This is a genomic window from Acinetobacter bouvetii DSM 14964 = CIP 107468, assembly GCF_000368865.1.
Lineage (GTDB): Bacteria > Pseudomonadota > Gammaproteobacteria > Pseudomonadales > Moraxellaceae > Acinetobacter > Acinetobacter bouvetii.
In genome coordinates this window covers 299,711-315,936 of sequence record NZ_KB849726.1, presented here as the reverse complement: position 1 = coordinate 315,936, position 16,226 = coordinate 299,711, and the positions used below count along the sequence as shown (strand labels likewise).

At 44.9% G+C, this 16,226-nt stretch carries 12 protein-coding genes; 4 read left to right on the top strand and 8 right to left on the bottom strand.

Annotated features, from left to right (window positions below):
* Positions 1-41 precede the first annotated feature (41 nt).
* The 4 genes from F941_RS04405 to cysD form a co-directional block, all read right to left on the bottom strand.
* Positions 42-653 (bottom strand): DUF4276 family protein, encoded by a 612-nt coding sequence (locus F941_RS04405; RefSeq protein WP_005008285.1) that lies wholly within the window; start codon positions 651-653, stop codon positions 42-44.
* A 9-nt stretch (positions 654-662) separates the two neighbouring features.
* Positions 663-1,817 (bottom strand): AAA family ATPase, encoded by a 1,155-nt coding sequence (locus F941_RS04400; protein ID WP_005008284.1) that lies wholly within the window; start codon positions 1,815-1,817, stop codon positions 663-665.
* A gap of 123 nt (positions 1,818-1,940) precedes the next feature.
* The gene (gene cysN, locus F941_RS04395) at positions 1,941-3,554 is read right to left on the bottom strand and encodes a sulfate adenylyltransferase subunit CysN (protein WP_005008283.1); all 1,614 of its coding nucleotides are present in this window, start codon (positions 3,552-3,554) and stop codon (positions 1,941-1,943) included.
* Between the two features lie 113 nt (positions 3,555-3,667).
* On the bottom strand, positions 3,668-4,582 hold the full coding sequence (gene cysD / locus F941_RS04390) for a sulfate adenylyltransferase subunit CysD (RefSeq protein ID WP_005008282.1): 915 nt from the start codon (positions 4,580-4,582) through the stop codon (positions 3,668-3,670).
* 323 nt (positions 4,583-4,905) lie between these two features.
* Here cysD and F941_RS04385 point away from each other — a divergent pair, with 323 nt between their 5' ends.
* From F941_RS04385 to pgaB (F941_RS04370), 4 genes are all read left to right on the top strand, one after another.
* Positions 4,906-5,448 (top strand): hypothetical protein, encoded by a 543-nt coding sequence (locus F941_RS04385; protein WP_005008281.1) that lies wholly within the window; start codon positions 4,906-4,908, stop codon positions 5,446-5,448.
* Between the two features lie 474 nt (positions 5,449-5,922).
* Positions 5,923-6,564 carry a YqiJ family protein gene (locus F941_RS04380; protein ID WP_005008280.1) on the top strand — a complete coding sequence of 214 codons (642 nt, stop codon included), beginning with the start codon at positions 5,923-5,925 and terminating at the stop codon, positions 6,562-6,564.
* Between the two features lie 96 nt (positions 6,565-6,660).
* Positions 6,661-8,370 (top strand): flotillin family protein, encoded by a 1,710-nt coding sequence (locus F941_RS04375; RefSeq protein WP_005008279.1) that lies wholly within the window; start codon positions 6,661-6,663, stop codon positions 8,368-8,370.
* 349 nt (positions 8,371-8,719) lie between these two features.
* On the top strand, positions 8,720-9,895 hold the full coding sequence (pgaB, locus tag F941_RS04370) for a poly-beta-1,6-N-acetyl-D-glucosamine N-deacetylase PgaB (RefSeq protein WP_154649273.1): 1,176 nt from the start codon (positions 8,720-8,722) through the stop codon (positions 9,893-9,895).
* 57 nt (positions 9,896-9,952) lie between these two features.
* Here the strand turns inward: pgaB (F941_RS04370) and pgaD are convergent, their stop codons facing one another.
* The 4 genes from pgaD to pgaA are packed head-to-tail and all read right to left on the bottom strand — an operon-like array spanning position 9,953 to position 16,143.
* Positions 9,953-10,555, bottom strand: coding sequence for a poly-beta-1,6-N-acetyl-D-glucosamine biosynthesis protein PgaD (gene pgaD, locus F941_RS04365; RefSeq protein WP_005008274.1), 603 nt, complete (start codon positions 10,553-10,555; stop codon positions 9,953-9,955).
* Entirely contained in the window at positions 10,542-11,819 is a 1,278-nt protein-coding gene (gene pgaC, locus F941_RS04360) for a poly-beta-1,6-N-acetyl-D-glucosamine synthase (protein ID WP_005008270.1), read from the bottom strand. The genes pgaD and pgaC overlap by 14 nt, the downstream gene beginning before the upstream one ends.
* Positions 11,819-13,687: a poly-beta-1,6-N-acetyl-D-glucosamine N-deacetylase PgaB gene (gene pgaB, locus F941_RS04355; protein ID WP_005008267.1), complete on the bottom strand. Its 1,869-nt coding sequence runs from the start codon at positions 13,685-13,687 to the stop codon at positions 11,819-11,821. Before pgaB (F941_RS04355) ends, pgaC begins: the two co-directional genes overlap by 1 nt.
* The gene (gene pgaA / locus F941_RS04350; RefSeq protein WP_005008266.1) at positions 13,687-16,143 is read right to left on the bottom strand and encodes a poly-beta-1,6 N-acetyl-D-glucosamine export porin PgaA; all 2,457 of its coding nucleotides are present in this window, start codon (positions 16,141-16,143) and stop codon (positions 13,687-13,689) included. Before pgaA ends, pgaB (F941_RS04355) begins: the two co-directional genes overlap by 1 nt.
* Positions 16,144-16,226 lie beyond the last annotated feature (83 nt).

The following is a 16,226-nucleotide window of genomic DNA, read 5'->3' as shown; positions in this document are numbered from 1 at the left end:
GATTTATCCATAAAAATATTTTAAGTTAAAAATATCCAAGATTATATTTTCTTAGAAAACATTGATAATAGATTATCAACCTCTCTTAAACTTTCGGAAATAACCAAAGCTCTATTTAAGCACCAATAATCATTTACAAAATTTCTTAGACTAATGTTGTAAGCAATTCCAACCCTACTACTCCGCACTCCCTTATCGGGTAGTAAATTTCTCTTAGTTTCATTATTAGCATATTTTCTAACTAAGTTTAATAATATCTGTTTAGCATCCTTCTCATGATCAGGATTTACAGGAAATTTATTTGCAGGAATTCCTGACCACTTAGAAAAGGCTTCAATATCAGCTAAAACCCAACTTTCAATTTCTTTAACAGCAACTAAAAGCAAAAAGTTTTGAGGAGAGTTTATTTTTCCACTCCATTCTTGCCTAAGAGATTCAACACTCTTATTTTCATCTAAATCAGTAACGATTAAAGTTGCTTTATCTGGTATCTGAGCTATATTTTTAAATGCTTCAACTTTCTTTTTCAGCTCCCCCACTCCACCAGTAACTATCACTGGATTATACGTAGATGTCGGGAAATAATATTTCATAAATTGAATACAAAATGCTTCTGATAAAGGGTCTTCACAAGCCAAAAAAAAATGTAACATTAAAACCCCTCACCACAAACCTAATTGTTCAATAAGTACAGGTCTAGTCTGAGGTAAAATAACATCAGCAACTGACAATCCAGCTTCTAAAGCAATTTTATCATTATCACTTACTGAGTTTATAGATGTTCCTTCTTTCTCAGATTTGAGAATTAAAATACTATTAGAATCAATCCCCCTATTACTTAATAAATCTTTACTATGAGTTGTTATAAAAATTTGTCTTTTATTTTTTCTATTACCTTTTAAAACTCTATCTATTAATAATGGAATTTGCTCAACAACTGCTTGATTTAGTGATAATTCAGGTTCTTCCAATAACAATAAGCCATTACTGTCTTGCAAAGACCAGAGAATACCTAATAATCTTAAAGTACCATCAGAAAAACTATCTTCTCTTTGCCAACCTGCATTCGGCCTATGATGCTCATATTTAGCTTCCAGATGAGGATGTCCCATTTCATCTTTAATAAATCTTAACTCTTTAAATTGAGGAACTGCTTGCGATAAAGCTTTACCAATTTTAGTTAATCTAGAGTTTCTAGTTCTTTCAGGAGTTTTAGCCAATCTTTCTAAAAACCCCTGCCCGAAGGGATCATCCTCTATTCGATTTCCTCCTATTTTTTCACCATATTTTAAAAGCTGGGGAACCAAATGTAGGTAAGTAATATTTTGAAAAAAATCAGAAATCTCACGAAAGTCTTTATTAGCTCTCGTTTGCTCCAACGCTGTTTCAGTCAACAGTAATAAATCCGCTTTATCCTTTTTATCTGGTCTAGATAATTTATTTACTCCTTTGTACCAAACTTCTTCGCATGAAATAATATTCCGATGTTTCCCCTTTCCCTCAGGTTTAAACCCTAAAATATATTTCCATATAACTTCTTCATCTTCTAATTTATCAACAAAACTAACTTCCAACCTAATTTCGGTATCATTCCTCGCATGCAAACAACGTAATTTTGAAACCCCACCTCTGTCATTTACAGCTTTTTGTAAACCACCTCCCTCAGATTTTGCTATATCCCTTAAAAATCTAAAAATATCTAGAAAGTTCGATTTCCCTGCAGCATTTGCACCTAAAATATATGAAACTTGTGAAAGTTCACTTTCTGCACTGCGAAAGTTTCGCCAGTTTTTTAGTGCCACCCGCTTAATGTACATCGTTAAATTTCCAATTTTAAGTCTGCTTATCATTGATAATGAATCATATATATTTGTATTACAACTTATTACTCAAAAGAAAAACCCACCTTACGGTGGGTTCCTTCAAATAAGCTCAATCTATTACAGACGAACTAACTCAACAATTTTCTCAGCGACTTCTTCAGCAGTGTCTACTGTGTAAGTTACATCTGTGCCTTCAGCAGCATCCGTAATCACAACCACACCCGTTTCACGAACCAGCGCAACTTGCTCTGCAGAAAGACCAGCTTTCGCAATGGCAACCACACCTTGCTGAATCAGCAGGCTTTCAATCGCTTGCGCATTTTCAATCGCTTTTGCAGAAACTGTTACCGCAGCAGGTTTTTGACCTAAACGCGCAGCACGCGCTTCAGCAGTCACAGGCTCATTGTGTGCAGTCCATTCTACTGCAGACTCAACCATACCCGCACCAACAGTCACGTTGTTCAAACGGTCAATAAAAATAAATGAACCTGTGTAACGGCTGTCTTGATAACGGTCGAATACCACTGGCGCATCAAATTCGATGGTGACGTCAGCAATCGCATTAAGCTCAAGTTCTTCAACTTGCATTTTTTCCAATGTATTGACATTGGTGCGGTAGTTGATTTTAGCCACTTTGGCTGGAATCGTTTGCGTGCCAAACTTCACATTGTACAGTTTGCCCACCACCAATGGCTGATCGGTCATCCATACCACAGATGCGCGAGCAGAACGTGAAATTAACGGCTGTTCGCCTGCTTTTACCAATACGTTGCCGCGTGAAATATCAATTTCATCATTCAGCGTCAAAGTCACCGCTTGCCCTGCAACAGCATGGTCTAAGTTGCCGTCAAAAGTGACAATTTCTTTCACTGTTGAAGACTTGCCCGATGGCAATGCAGTAATGGTATCGCCGACTTTCACTTCACCCAGCGCAACCGTACCGCAGAAGCCGCGGAAGTCGAGGTTAGGACGATTGACATACTGAACTGGGAAACGAAAACCATGCTTGCTGGTATCATGCGAAATTTCAACAGTTTCCAAAGTCTCCATTAAAGTTTGACCTTGGTACCACGGTGTATTTGGCGACTTGTTCACCACGTTATCACCGTTCAGCGCAGAAATTGGCGTGAAGATAATGTTGGCAGGCTTACGGTCGCCCAATTGGTTGACGAACTCGTTGTACTCGGCCTGAATTTCATTGAAGCGCGCTTCAGAAAATTCCACCAAGTCCATTTTATTAATCGCAACCACAATGTTGCGGATGCCCAGCAGGCTGGCAATAAATGAGTGGCGGCGGGTTTGCGTCTGCACACCGTAACGCGCATCAATCAGGATAATGGCAAGATCCGCAGTCGATGCGCCTGTCGCCATGTTGCGGGTGTATTGCTCATGCCCCGGGGTGTCGGCAATGATGAACTTGCGCTTTTCCGTTGAGAAATAACGGTAAGCTACATCAATGGTAATCCCCTGCTCACGTTCAGCTTGCAGGCCATCCACCAGTAAAGCCAAATCAGGCGCATCGCCCGTCGTGCCGACTTTTTTAGAGTCGCGGGTTACCGCTTGCAATTGATCTTCATAAATCAATTTTGAATCGTAAAGCAAGCGGCCGATTAAAGTCGATTTGCCGTCATCCACGTTACCGCAAGTGAGGAAACGCAATAAGTCTTTATTTTCGTGCTGTTTTAAATAAGCCAAAATGTCTTGGCTAATAAGTTCTGATTGATGAGACATTGCTCAAAGCTCCACATATTCTTTAGAAACCGGTTTCTTAAATCCCCCTGTATCCCCCTTTTACAAAGGGGGAAATTCTCCTCTCTTTTATAAAAAGAGGCCGGGAGAGATTTCTAGAAGTAACCTTCCTGCTTTTTCTTTTCCATCGAACCTGCTTCGTCATGGTCGATCATGCGGCCTTGGCGTTCAGATGTGGTTGCTAAAAGCATCTCTTGGATAATTTCCGGCAGCGTTGTTGCAGTTGATTCAACTGCACCCGTCAATGGATAACAGCCCAAAGTACGGAAACGCACCGATTTCATTTGCGGCACTTCACCTTCGTTCAAACGCATGCGTTCATCATCCACCATGATGAGTGTACCGTTACGCTCAACCACTGGACGTTCTGCAGCCAAGTACAAAGGAACCAATTTAATATTTTCAAGGTAGATGTATTGCCAGATATCCAGCTCAGTCCAGTTCGACAATGGGAAAACACGGATGCTTTCGCCTTTGTTCACTTTGCCGTTGTACAGATTCCAAAGCTCAGGGCGCTGGTTTTTCGGGTCCCAGCGGTGTTTAGAGTCACGGAAAGAATACACACGCTCTTTGGCGCGTGATTTCTCTTCGTCACGGCGCGCGCCGCCAAAAGCAGCATCAAACTGATATTTATCAAGCGCTTGTTTTAAGCCTTGAGTTTTCATGATGTCAGTATATTTTGAACTGCCGTAATCAAATGGATTGACGCCAGCGTCTTTCCCTTCTTTGTTTTGATGCACAATCAAATCAAAGCCATGTTCTTTAGCCATGTTGTCACGGAAAGTGATCATGTCTTTAAACTTCCAGCCTGTATCGACATGCAGCAGCGGGAATGGAAGTTTGGCAGGATAAAACGCTTTCAATGCAAGATGAAGCATCACTGCAGAATCTTTACCAATAGAATAAAGCATGACTGGGTTTTCAAACTCAGCAGCAACTTCACGGATAATATGAATACTCTCAGCTTCTAGCTGTTTAAGATGAGTAAGTCTTTCCTCATTTAACGACATGGACAACACCAGCTTAGAAAAAACGTGTCCTTATGACACTTTTGAAAATTTATATTCATTATAGTGATTTAGTTATCTCAACTATTGCTTGTTTTATTATATTGATATGCAAATTCATCATATAGAAGTTTTCTGATAAAGCTTATTGAATTTGATTAATCAACAGCAGCTTAAAAATCAGCGCCAGCTATTATGCCCTGATTTACAGGAAAAAGTTCAAAAGCATGAGCAATAATGTCATAGATAAATCCTCTAAGCCAAATCTTTTCATTCCGCCTTTTCCCGCCTAGAGTACAGGCAGTTCCCCCAGCAAATGACCCACGATGCCTGATAGCCATTTTGACATTGATACTTTAAAAGCGCGTTTAGAACAAGCCAGGCTTGCAGGCTTTATCTATCTGCATAACCGCAATATGCTGACTCTGCAGGACGCATTGAATGAACACGGCGCTGCATTGAATAATTTTGCACAGCATGAATTGACTGCCGATCAGATCGGCCTGCAATTTGGACTTAGACTTTCGGATGGTCAATGGCAGTTTATGATCGGGCTGACCCACAGCAACCAAGACCGCAGCTATGAAATTGGCGCTGGCAATTTAAAAGGCGATCAGCGGGCCTTCAATCTGCTGTATGCCTTTTATAATTACCCTAAAGGCTTTTATACTGTCAGCATGCCTTTAGCCGCCAACGCGCAGCAGCTGGAAGACGCCATTGAACAGCAGCTGCTCAGCCTGCCTGCGCTCAGCTTTCTAAACAGCGCCGTAAAAACCAATCCGATGGGCCAGCAAGTGCAGTGGATGAAATCTTATCTCATTCAGGAAGCGCTGAATATGAAGGTCCGCATTCAAACCGCGCTGCTTTAAGATGCGTATGAAAAAAATTGGCCTTCAATGGCAACATCCGTCAGCCCCAGAATATGAGTGCTTCGCTGCAGCAGTGCTCATAGAAAGCCATTTTATAAAGCTTCTTTGCCGCAGAAGCTTGAGTCTAAAAAATACGGCAAACAGCGTTTTTACTGAATATGCTCATCTAAAAATAGAGCCGTGATTTTTATGATTCAGACTGCCATTAAGCCAGTGTTTCACCGCATCCGGCTTGGATACAGAATAATAAATTAATAACCGAAGGCAATAGGCTTTAACACTGCTTAAAACCCATAAATAAATACGTGATTGTGTAAATAGACAGTTCGGTATATTTTAGGACTGAAATGTGGCTCTTCTTATTCTTTTTATTATACTTTAGTAAAATTAAATGATATGTTTAGCAAATGAAAACACTTAGCCAGTTACCAGAATTTTCATATAATTTATAAGCAAAATATAGAGATAAATAGAATGTGGGAATTGATTACACACCCGTCTAATATTGTCTTCAGCATTAGCCTCTGCCTAATGTTTTTCTTTGGCCTGTTTGAAATGGTGCTGGTGCTGATCGGCGGCAGCTCGCATAGCGTGCTGGATCAATTTCTTCCTGGCGACACTGGCCATCAAACCGATTTAGCGATTGATGCTGATCAGTCTGTATTTATGAAAGTTCTGGACTGGATGTATTGGGGTCGTGTTCCGCTATTTGTTTGGCTGATTATTTTCCTGACCGTTTACAGTCTGACGGGATTCATTATTCAGGGCCTCATGCTGCATTACATCTCCATGACTTTTAGCGCCTGGCTGATTGCCCCGGCCTGCTTATTTTTATGCATGCCGCTGGTGCGTATCAGCACGCAGCTGATTGCCAGAATATTGCCGCAAGATGAAACCACCGCCATTTACAGTGATGAACTTATTGGCCGCACTGCTGTGATTGTATTAGGCCATGCGAAATTGAATTCCCCCGCTCAAGCCAAAGTTTATGATCAGTTCGGCCAATTGCACTATGTCATGGTTGAACCGGAACAGGATGAAACGTTCAAACAGGGCCAGTCTGTTGTGTTAACGCAAAAAACTCAAATTGGTTTTCAGGCAAACCCAACGGCCTAAATTTTTGATAGCACATGCCATCGCGGCGGCCCAATGAATTAAAACATGATTTAAATACAATTTTTACTTTAAAGACAACTATAGAGAAACAACAACATGCTCGATTTTATTCCAAGCGGCATACTGCTTACAGCAGGCATAATCTTTGCCGCCTTCATCTTTATCGGTTTTATTCTTGCCCGGCTTTACCGCCGTTCCAGCAAGGAAATTTCCTTTGTGCGCACGGGTTTTGGCGGAGAAAAGGTGATTTTAGGCGGCGGCGCTATTGTCTTGCCTGTCCTTCACGAAATTATTCCTGTCAACATGAATACCTTGCGTCTGGAAGTGCGCCGCGCGGATGATCAAGCATTAATTACCCGCGACCGCATGCGTGTAGATGTGATGGCTGAATTCTATGTGCGTGTAAAGCCATTAGCCGAATCTATTGCAACAGCAGCGCAAACTCTGGGTCAAAAGACCATGTCGCCCAATGAATTGAAAAATTTAGTGGAAGGCAAATTTGTGGATTCGCTGCGTGCGGTGGCTGCCGAAATGGCGATGGAAGAACTGCATGAGAAACGGGTCGACTTTGTGCAAAAAGTGCAGCAGGTGGTCTCTGAAGACCTGCATAAAAACGGTTTGGAACTGGAAACTGTGTCTTTGACGGGGCTGGATCAGACAGGATTTAAGTACTTTAATCCGCAAAATGCCTTCGATGCAGAAGGCTTGACCAAGCTGACTGAAACCATTGAAGACCGACGCCGCAAGCGCAATGCGATTGAGCAGGATGCAGACCTTGCTATCAAAACGAAAAACTTAGAAGCTGAACAGGCGCGCCTGCAAATCTTACGTGAAGAAGAATATGCCAAATTGCAGCAGGAGCGTGAAATTGCAGTGCGCCGGGCAGAACAGCTGGCAGAGATTGCAACACAGGAAGCCGGTAAAAAGCGTGAAGCTGAAGAAGCCCGCATTGCGGCAGAGCGTGAAGTGGATTTAAAGCGCATTACCGCAGCGCGTGATGTAGAAAATCAAAACATTCAAAAATCGCAAATTATTGAACAGGCGCAGGTCGAGCAGAAAAAAACCATTGAGCTGGCCGAACAGATTAGAGCCATTGCCATTGCTGAAAAATCCCGCGAAGAGTCGGAAGCCAAAGCGCAGGCTGACCGCGCCCGCGCAGAAGCGGTAAAAGCTGAAGAGGAAGTCATCACGGTCCGTGAAACACAGCGCGCGGAACGTCAAAAAGCCGTTGAATTAGTCGCAGCAAAACAGGCGGCAGAAAAGGACGCCATTGCCATTACAGTAGCGGCTGAAGCAGGCAAGCAAGCAGCAGCTGATGATGCTGAGGCCATCCGGATTGCCGCGGAAGCGTCTGCGGAACAGGCCCGCTTGAAAGCCAAAGGCGAAGCCGATGCTAAAATGCTTTTAGCGCAAGCCATGGAAAAACAGTACCAAGTTGATGCAGAAGGTACACGCGCTGTGAATGAAGCAAATAATGTGCTGTCATCTGAGCAAATTGAAATGCAGATCCGTTTAGCGATGCTGAAATACTTGCCGGAAATTATCCGTGAAAGCGTCAAGCCGATGGAAAATATTGATGACATTAAGATTCTGCAGGTAAATGGCCTGCATGGCAGCCACGGCTCTTCTTGCCAAGGCGATGCGCAGCATGACGGAAGCAATGTGGCTTTGTCCGATCAAGTCGTCAACAGCGCCCTGCGCTACCGTTCTCAAGCACCGCTGATTGACAGCTTAATGAGCGAACTGGGCATTCAGGGCGGCGACATTAATGGGCTCACCCAGAGCTTAAAGCAAAAAACGGGCTGATTCAGGCCAGCGCAATGTTCCCTTTTAAAACTGCGGCTGAATGGCCGCGGTTTTTTATAGCGGGTTGTGATGCGCCCCTATTCACAAACCCGAAAACAGCACCGGCTCTTGTAAAACCGGCATGACCGCATCAGCAACAAAGCGTCAACCAAATCACACTTTCATTCTTTCATTGCATTCCTCTATATTAACAACATCAAATACATCAAAAAAAGATCAAGAAATGCAATTCAAGCGTTCAAAAAAATCGCCAATGCGTGAGTTAAGGCCGCATAGACTGGCGCAAAAAAAACTAAGATTTAAGCCCGTTCTGCTTATGCAGTCGAAGCTGCTGAGCATATTGGCCTGCATGGGTTTAGCAATTGCAGGAACCTGCAATGCCGAAACTGTGCAAATTGCGCAGCATCCCATTCAAGACTTAGTGAAGCGCTATGCAGCGTCTGCGCCTGCGCGGCAAAAAACAGCTGAACTGCGGACTGCTCAGCAGCAGAACATGCGCATCATGCATATTGATTTAGACTACGTTTATGATGCCGACCCAATACAGCAAAAGCGCAATCTTCGGGAACTTATCCGCCGCATTCAAACCATTCAGCCCAATACTGTTTTTTTGCAGGCCTTTGCCGATCCTGATGCCAATGGTTCAGCCAATGCCGTTTATTTTCAAAACAGGCACATCCCGCTGCGCGAAGATTTATTTCACCGCGTGCTGCTGGAGATCCGCCAGCATACGCAAGTCCAGGCGGTATATGGCTGGCTGCCATTAATCGCGTGGGAATTCCCTAAAAAGTATCAATTGCAGTACGTGCAGAATAGCGGCGGAAAGAAAGGCTACATCCGCGTTTCGCCTTTTGATGCAAAAAATCTGCAGTATACCGCTGAAATATTTTTAGACTTCATTCAGCAGAACCCTGTTGACGGCATTCTGTATCATGATGATATTACCCTCAGCGATTTTGAAGATGACAGCGCGCCGGCCCATGCCGCCTATCAAAAATGGGGCTTTAACAGCGCATCCTTGATTGAGCAGCCGGAACATCCGCATCAGTTAAAATTTTCCCGCTATAAAACCGCCTATTTAGATCAATTCGCCGCAGGCATCAGCGAAATATTGAAACAGCGCGAGCCGAATCTACGCTTTGCCCGCAACATGTATGCAGAAGCCGTACTGAATCCAGACAGTGAAAAATGGTTCAGCCAATCCAATGCCGGCACCTATCAACACTATGACTATAATGCCATTATGGCGATGCCCTATATGGAAAAAGCTGACGATCACCGTCAATTTTATTTAGACTTGATTCAGCGGGCAAAAAAATACGACCCAAATTTGAGCCGTACCATTTTTGAATTGCAGGCCACTGACTGGAATCATCAAAATCAAATAGCTGATGAAGAGTTAATCGACACCATACAATTGCTGGAGCAGAATGGCGTTCAGCATATAGGCTATTATCCTGATGATTTTGTGCAAGGGCATCCGGATGCCAAGCAGCTGAAAGATGCATTTGCAAAAGCTGAATAACACAGCAGCCTGACGAATGCGGCATGCTTCCAACAGCGCTGCCGGATCATCAATTCTCTAGCGATTGATTCGATAATTTTCCAGCCGCCCTTCTTCTGAGTAATGCAGGGTCATGTTCTTGGACTGGCGCATTTTCGCAATATCGCTCGCTTGGACATTAAAGCTTTGCGCCAGAGCATCATCATTCACATTGTCTGGCGCCTTGCGCCGGTCTTTGCCATGAAAACGCACCCAGTTATAACCGGCCCAGACAAATAGGCAGCCGATCAAAATGCCAATGCAGGCCATCAGCTTCAAGATAGAAATGCCAGTCAAAGGCTGTATCTGCTCAATGACCTGCGTATACGCCACCGCGCCTTCAAACCACCAGAACATGAGGGTTAATATAGGCATAAACAGCCCCATCCAAAACATCCAGCCAACAGCCATTAAGCTATAGCCTGCAGTTTTGCGGCGTACATATTCAGGCTGGTCGATATATTCCGGCAGTTCCAGCAAAGCCTCATCTTTGATGATGTGGAATTCAGCTGTATTGGCTGGCTTCTGTACTGGACCATGAACATCGATATATTCCGGCAGTTCCAGCAATGACTCATTTTCGATAATGCGGAATTTAGCAGCATTGGCTGGCTTCTGCGCTAGATCATTAACTTGGCTCATTGTTTTCCTCCCCTCTAAAACCGCGGTCTGGGCTGACCCAGCGGGCGCGTTTCTGCGTTTTAAAAATGGTTTTCGGCAAGGCAAATACCGTTGTCAGCATGGCCAAGATCCAGAAGAACAGCGGATACCAAATCACCCAAAAATAATTGCGCAGCATGCGGTGCCTATCATAGGGCCGGTCAATCCAAAGGCTCACCAAAAATTGGATTAAACAGGTCAAACCCAAGATCACGCCATACCATTGCGGAATCAGCGATTGAATTGCCCATTCGCCTGGCAGCGAGAAAAACAGCCCATAGAAATACAGCAGAAAAATCCCAAACATGGTGTACGCCCACAGCACACTGATGATGGATTCAAAAGCAATTGGCCACATGCGCCTTAAATGCCATTTACAGATTTTCGGCAAATACGCAAACAGCACTTCAATACCGCCTTGCGCCCAGCGCAGGCGCTGCTTCCACAAGCCGTTAAACGTTTCAGGCATGTAGATATAGCACAGCGCTTGCGGCACATAGTGCAAGTCCCAATGATCAAACTGCAAGCGCCACGACACATCGATATCTTCTGTAATCATGTCATCACGCCAGTAGCCGATCCGGTCCAAGGCTGTTTTGCGGAAACCCGCTATAGCGCCTGATACCGTAAAAATACGGCCATACGTCCGCTGCGCGCGCTTTATTAAGCCAATGATTGAAGAAAATTCTCCGACTTGAATTTTGCCTAAAACGCTGGAACGGTTCACAATGCGCGGATTTCCAGTGATCGCGCCCACCCGCGGGAATCTGGTTAAATGGTGCATCATCCACAGCACAGAATGCGGATGCAGCAGCGCATCACCATCGATGCAAACCAAATACTCAAATTGGCTGACCATTGCGCCAGCCCGCAGCGCATAAGCTTTGCCCTGATTTTCCGCCAGATGCACCACGCGCAGTTTAGGATACTGTTCCGCCAGCCGGTCTAAAATTTCACCCGTCCGGTCTCGGCTGCCGTCGTTTACCGCAATCACTTCAAAGTTCGGATACTGTGTCTGCATGGCAAAACGGATGGTTTCATGCACCTGTGCTTCTTCATTAAAGCACGGCACAATAATGCTGCAGCCGGCATTACTTGGCACGGGCAATTCCGGCTGTTTCCATTCACGCTTTAAATAAAACCAGATGCCGCCGGCAATCCAAACCCATGCCATAAACAGCGGGTATAAAAAGGCAAAGCCAAAGAACAAGTCATTAAAACTCAAATCTGTTATCCATTGTTCCATTACCTGGTTCCTCCTTGCTGATAAGGATCGCGGTAGGTCAGCGGACTGCCATTCATGCTTAAATTTTTATACAGATTTTGCTGTACTCTAGCTCCATCCTGAAGCAGGTAATTATTGACGCCGATCTTTTGAATGGAGGCGGCACGCAGCATCTGATAATTCTGCTGATAGCGCTCCCAGTCTTTGCTGCTCATTTTCGGGTTAATGTCTAAACTGACAATCAAACGCTGTTTTTGCTCTGCGCCTAAGCTATTCAGCGCTTTGACAAAGGCTTTAAACGTTTCCGGCTGCTGCACCGGATTCAAGCTGATATACAAAAAATCCGATGCTGTTAAGGCCTGCATAACTAAAGGCTCTAAGCCTGCAAAGCGGTTGCCTTTTAAACTCAGCTTTAGGGCAGTCTGATTATCATTGCTGATATTGGAATAGTAATGCGCGCTCGCTTTGCTTTGCTCTTTGATGGCAATGACCTGTTTCACTTGCTGTGTACAAGCTTCGGTCCACTGCGCTTGGCTAATGGCGCAGTCCAGCGCATTGCCTGGATCTAAAATCAGTCCTTCCAATGAACTGTTGTTTTTCATTAAGTCTGCCGTCAGATCAGCTAAATTAATGCCCTGCTGCAATTCCAGACTGACCGGCAGTTCAGCATAGACCCGGTTTGAAATGCGGGTTCTCGCTTGCCATACGGTACGGTTCAGCAAGTCCTGCTGCATCGGCAGCTTCGAATTTGGAAAAAACAGCGCATCAATTTTCCCGTCGCCGTCTTGATCAATTGCAGCCTGCAGCAGCAGTGTATTGCTTTTCAATGCATTGACTTGATCCAGCAGCTGACCAAGCTTTTGGTCAAATTCCTCAGGAGTTTTGGACTGCAGTTCCGCCAAATTAAAGCTTAAAAAGCTTTTGCGCTGCTTATACGGCGCGCGGGCTTCATTGATAAAATCATCCATGTTCTGATGAATTTGTTCAGGACTCGGGTTGTCCATAATCAGTATGCGCTGATAAGTCTGAATGGAATCCGCCAAACTGACCACATTGCCTAAGCTGAAAGACATCGGCAAGCCTGCTTGACGCGCCAATCCTTCAATTTCAGGAGTAACAGCGCCATAAGGCCAAAAAATTGCCAAACTGTTAATCCCTAATTGAAGATCAAGCTCTTGTTTTGATTTTTGCAAATCATTCACAATGCGCTTTTCAAACTCTGCCGTATTTTCATAGCGGTTTGCAGCAGGCAGGTATTCCCGGGTGATTGCCGCCGGCTCCATATTTTTCTGAGGATTTGCCAAGATGCCGCGATGCAAATTATCTGAATGCGAGACAAACTCTGCCAAGCCGGACTGCTGCATTTCGCGCATTTGGCCCCAGTTCATTAAACTGCCTTCACCATACGCCTCATAAGCATCTTTGGTATTGCCGTTAATCCAGCTGGTTGGAATGGCGAATACGGCTGGATAGTTATAGGCTTTCAGCAAAGGAAAGACTTTGCTGTAGCTGCTGAGCGCGCCATCATCAAAGGTCAGCATAATGGCTTTTTCAGGCAGTTTTTGCTGCTTCAGCCGCGCCTGCATTACGTCCTGCAGGCGGATTGGCTGCCAGCCCTCACGCTTGATCCAAGCAAAAAACTGTCCTAAGTTCTGCGTGCTGATGGCATACACATCACGGTCGCCGCTTTTAGCCACATCGTCACGCACATCATGAAAAGTCAGCGTGACAAATTGATTTTGGCGCTGCTGTTCCTCACTTAAAGATAAAGGCGCATTGATCCGTACCGCGGCGGTCTTCGCTGCCTGCAGCGCAGTTGCGCTGAATGGCAGCAGCAACCCCAAGACCAAGCCTTGCTTCAAAAATAGCTGTCTAAACTGTCTTTTCATTAGAAGCGCCCCTCAAATCCAAGCGTGGCATAGGTTCGATTTTCATCATCGCCATCATACGGATGTGAACCCCAGCCTATGCCATAATTCAGTTTCCAGGTCCGGGACAGCTGCCAGTCATGCTGATAATAAATATTGTAAAGCGCTTTGCCGGAGTAGCCGTTTTGCCCAAATGTGCCTACTGTTGCTGCGAAATGCTGATTAAAATGGCGTTCATAATTGCGCCAAGTCATCCAGTCGTGTTCTAAAGTAATTTCTGCGCTGTAACTGTGCTCAGGGTTGAAATACGGCACATCAACCTGATCATTTTGGCCGTAAAAGCCGCGGACGGTTGCCGCTGTAATATGATGCGGCGACTGCTGCAGCTGCTGCTTAAAGTAGGCTGAAAGCTCCTGACGGGTATTGCCATCATCGATATCTGTCAATTGGTAAGCCGCGCCGGCTTTGCGCGATTCGTTCTGCTGCCAATTCATCCCGAACAGATACGACTGGCCTTCATGGCCTTGCGCCAAAGACTGCAGCGGAATATCCGCCTGGCTGTCATAGCCCAGCGCATAATCCCAATGATCACTCAGCCGCTGCGCCCAGTTCAGCTGCACGCCAAAACGGTCGCCATCCGTACTCTGTGACAGCAAAGCAGATGCGGCTTTACGGTCTGAAGACCATTCCAGCCCCGCACCAATGCGCTGATCTTTCAGTTTTCCCGTTTCATACTTTGCCCAGCGGTTGCTGTGATCTGCAAAAAGGCGGAAATTTTCATAGAACCAAGGACTATTGATGCGCGTCCAGTTCTCCTGTTCGCGAGAACCTTTTAAGCGCCCCAGCAGCGCGTCATTGTCTGAATCACTTTTTGAAAAAGCGCTTTGATGCTGGATCGTCGCCCGATTGCGGTCATCCAATTCCTTCTTGCTTTGCTGAACACCGGTATCTTCGCTTAAATTCTTGAACAGATATTGATTCATCGCCCGCCATGCCTGAACCTGATTCAGCGCCTGAAAGTTCTGCATGCGGTTAATTTGCGTGGCCTGACTGACTGGTTCAAGACTGTTCAACTGATCTAAAGTGCGCTGCGACTGCTCAGGCTTTTGGCGCCAGCGCTGAATCTGCGCCAAGTTGTTTTGATAGCCGATATTGCCCGCCGCTTTAGCGGTCAATTCATTAAAATACCGCTCAGCCTTGCCAAGTTCATTTCTGTAGGCATAGTTCAGGCCTTTCAGGGCAATAAATTCTGTCCGGTCATCATGCGGCGCTTTATCCACCCCTTTAGCATTACTGTACACAAAGGTTGGCAGCTGTTTATCCATTTCATCAATCAGCTGATTGGCTTCTTTAAATTTTTCCTGCTCAATCAAACTGTAATACAGCCCTGAATACACGTTATAGTCCGCATAATTTTTTTCTGCAAACAAACTCTTGTACAACTGCTCCGCCCGTTTTGGCTGACGGATTTTTAAATAGCTGTCTGCCAGCGCATGACGGACATAAGCGGGCATTTCCATCGCATCCAGCCCAGTTTTGCGTACTTGCGCAATCGCTTGCTTTGAGGCATTTCTGGCATTTAAGGCAAAAATGTATTCATAATAAAATTTGCGCTTACTGGCTTCATCCGCGGGCAAAGAGGGCTCATAAGCCTGCATATCCGCAATCACACTGTCCAAAGATGCGTAAGCCTCTACCCCTCGCTTCATATCAAATGCATTTTTGGATGCTTGAATGCCTTGCTGAATGCGCTGTGAAAATTCATTCATCTTCAAAAGATGCTGCAATGCTGGACGTGAAGCAATCATGCCGTTGGACTGGATATATTGTTCGGCTTTCACAAAATCACTGTTTTGCATTAATGCCAGCACATACTGTTCTTGAGTATCGGTATCCGTTTTTTTATCCAGCGCCAGCTGAGCGGCATGCAATGAATCGGCGGGCATGTCCAATAAACGGTAAGCATAGGCCAACTGCGATAAATAATCGGCTTCAAAAAACTGCAAATCCATCTGGGCAAACTTCTCTCGCGCCCGTTGCTTTTGCCCTGACTCAGCCAGCAATACGCCTTGCCAAATGGGCCATTGCTCAGATAAATCCGTCTGATAAAACTTTTCTGTCCACTGCAGCGCCTGATCATACTGCTTCAGATCACGCAGCCCTTTAATCACACTGACTTTGCCGTAGTCTGGGAATTCAGCCGGCACAATCTGCGTCAGATATGCGGCATCATTGGCTGAAAATTTTGCATTTGCGTAGCGCAGCGCCATATAGTCTGCGATTAGCTTCTGATTGTCTGGATACTGCTTCAATAATGCTTTTAACTGATTAAAGCCTTGATCGGTATTACCGGCACGGATTTCAGCAACACTTATTTCCCGCTGCTGATCAACAAGATCATCAGCCTGCCCTAATACTGGAAGACTCGTCAAAATCGATAAAAAGCAAAATTGGCCTAAATATGTCTTATTGATCATGATTATTCACATTAAGAAAGTTATATTTATTAGCAGCCACATAATGTGACCTGTTTCACAGTATATAGAATAAATTTGGCTAA